This is a genomic window from Paenibacillus sp. GCM10027628, from assembly GCF_042676385.1.
GTDB lineage: Bacteria > Bacillota > Bacilli > Paenibacillales > NBRC-103111 > Paenibacillus_E.
The window spans coordinates 1-1,583 of sequence record NZ_JBHTHA010000071.1 but is presented as its reverse complement, the minus strand read 5'-3'; the positions used below and the strand labels follow the sequence as shown (position 1 = coordinate 1,583).

At 43.3% G+C, this 1,583-nt stretch carries 1 protein-coding gene; it reads right to left on the bottom strand.

The window, feature by feature from the left end:
• Positions 1-136 precede the first annotated feature (136 nt).
• Positions 137-1,339 (bottom strand): IS110 family RNA-guided transposase, encoded by a 1,203-nt coding sequence (locus ACFQZT_RS32255; RefSeq protein WP_379307067.1) that lies wholly within the window; start codon positions 1,337-1,339, stop codon positions 137-139.
• Between the last annotated feature and the right edge of the window lie 244 nt (positions 1,340-1,583).

The following is a 1,583-nucleotide window of genomic DNA, read 5'->3' as shown; positions in this document are numbered from 1 at the left end:
CTATTCCAGCTAACAGCTTGTCAATATTTAATTATTAATGGGAGATTCATGTGGTGGTATACTTAATAAAGGGCATGGGAAAGAGCCGTCCCACATAGCACGGAAAGATATTCCATATATTTCTATTTCATGCGACTTACTCTAATCGGAACGCTTCCTTAGTAGTCAAGATGGCAAAAATCCAGTGGATGAGTTTATTCACACAAGCAATTATCGTTACTTTGAAAAGCTTCCCTTCGGCACGTTTCTTATCATAATAAGCCCTTAATTTCTTATTTCTATTACTACGTATGCCACACCGTACAGCTTGATACAGCGCGGTACGAAGTCTCCTGGAGCCATGCTTAGTGATATTATTTTGGGTAGCGACAAATTTGCCTGATGAAAAAACACTCGGATCAACACCGGCAAAGGCCACCAGTTTCTTTGCGTGATCAAACCGATCGATCTCCCCGATCTCAGCTAAAATTGTTGCAGCAATCTTAGTGCCAATACCGGGTATCGATTGGATTAAATCATATTCAAATAACTCTTCAGCCAGGGCCTCTATCGATTTATCAAGGTCTGTTAGATGGTCCTGGTATTGAAGTAGTAATTTGATAAGCAACTGCATGGAGATCAAATGGCTTGAATAAGCCGTCTCCTTAAAGGGATTTCGTTTTGCCGCAGCCATTAGGATTTGAGCGCGTTCCAAGCACCATGGGACGGATCTGCCGCGTCCAGTAAGACTCCCGATTGTAGTTGTAATATCCAACTCAGACATTTCTAGGACCTCTTTAGACGTTGGGTGTAAAGCCAGAAATCGAAGGGAAACCTTTGAATAAAGGTCACCAAACACACCGTGATATTCAGGAAAAACCTGATCCAGAATGGCCTGAAATTGTAGTTTTACTTGGACATACATACCCGTTAAGGACTCGTGCTGGCGAGTTAGATAGCGTAAGTTCATGAGATGCTGACCCCGTTTTTTGTAGGGTTCAAACTCTTCTTTATAAAACAGCGCCCCCAATAGATGGGCATCTGCGGCATCCGTCTTTAACCTTCTTAAATTGGTTTTTTTGGCGTTATGTGAGATTAAAGGGTTAATGACAATATACAGATACGGGTGCTCATCCAGAAACTGAACAACTGGGCTATGATAATGGCCTGTTGCTTCCATAACAATGGAGGGACGTACACCTGCAGCTGATTCCAATCCCCGAATATAATTTAGAAAAGACGCTAACCCTTCAAGATCATGATTAAACCTAAAGGTCTTCCCATGAGGTACTCCACGGTCTAAAAAAGCTTGTGCATGGCTCTCTCCCTTTGATACATCCAAACCAATGACTGGATTCATGACATCACTCCTGTAGTATTTTCACCGGAAACCCCTAGCCTTCTTGTCTTCCACACTATCGCATGTGATCCGGGATCAATGTCCCAACCAGCCTAACCATGGTTGAACAAGTAGGGGGGATGAACTGAATAGCTCTCGGGATCCAAGTCCCACGGGCACGATCGTTCGATCCCCGGCTACCGTTATCTTACGGCTTCAAAAAAATGAGGTCGACCAGAAATATCTGGTGACCTCATAATACGAA

What these genes read in the sequence shown, in the direction of transcription:
- ACFQZT_RS32255 (WP_379307067.1), bottom strand. Translation starts at nt 1,339, where the DNA reads ATGAATCCAGTCATTGGTTTGGATGTATCAAAGGGAGAGAGCCATGCA.